General features: G+C 42.3%; 2 protein-coding genes. One reads left to right on the forward strand and one right to left on the reverse strand.

Annotated features, from left to right (window positions below):
* Window positions 1-116 (reverse strand): helix-turn-helix domain-containing protein (locus ACFIQE_RS11070; RefSeq protein WP_375707772.1); only part of this gene is annotated, 116 nt, incomplete at its 3' end.
* Window positions 117-267: 151 nt separating this feature from the next.
* Here ACFIQE_RS11070 and ACFIQE_RS11075 point away from each other — a divergent pair.
* Window positions 268-798 (forward strand): helix-turn-helix domain-containing protein, encoded by a 531-nt coding sequence (locus ACFIQE_RS11075; protein ID WP_375702936.1) that lies wholly within the window; start codon window positions 268-270, stop codon window positions 796-798.
* The last annotated feature ends 4 nt before the right edge of the window (window positions 799-802 follow it).

Genomic DNA, 802 nt, shown 5'->3' on the forward strand with positions numbered 1-802 from the left:
TGTTGAACACTGGATGACGATAGTTGATAAGCTTTCGCGAGCTCCGCCAAGGTCATATTACGGCGGCGTAGCTCGGCTAAAATACTATGGCGATCCCATACTTGTGTGATAGTCATAAACTTCGCTCCTGCTTTAAACGGATGCTCCCACATCCGTTTTTTGTGGGGTTAATTGTAAAATATCTGCCCTCTATATCGGGCGGTAATTAGATGTATAATGCCAAATTCGGCTTTTGTAAATACCGAAAATGGATTTGGAGTGATTTTTTTGGCACGTCCTGAAAAAGAACCTACAACAGAACTGGCAAAACGCTTGCGTGAAATACGGCACACCCTTGGTTTTACAGAGCGCAAACAATTTGCTAAACATTTTGAAATCCCCGAAACGACTATGCGCAATTATGAAACGGGTTTGCAAGAACCCCCTGCATCTATAATGCGAATATATAAAGATCGCTGTGGAATATCCTTAGACTGGCTTGTCACTGGTGAAGGCGAAATGTTTAGTGACATGGCAAAAGCGAAAGCAGCAGGTTTTAAAGCACCCACCATCCCTACTGGACTCATGAAAAAGCTTGGTCGCATAGCTTATACAACCTATCGCGATGCTAAAATAAAACTCCCCCCTGAAGATATAGCGGAACTCGCGGCGGAACTTTATAAAAAACTGCAAGAGCTTGTTCAAGACATCAACGACATGGAAGAAGTAGAGGCAACTTTCCCTCTTCTTAAAATTCATTTAAAGCGTCAAATAGAAGCTGAAAGAGTACATCTAGAAACTACACAAAATACGGCTTAATGCC

Source organism: Bartonella sp. AA1HLJMS (assembly GCF_042197445.1).
Classification (GTDB): Bacteria; Pseudomonadota; Alphaproteobacteria; order Rhizobiales; family Rhizobiaceae; genus Bartonella.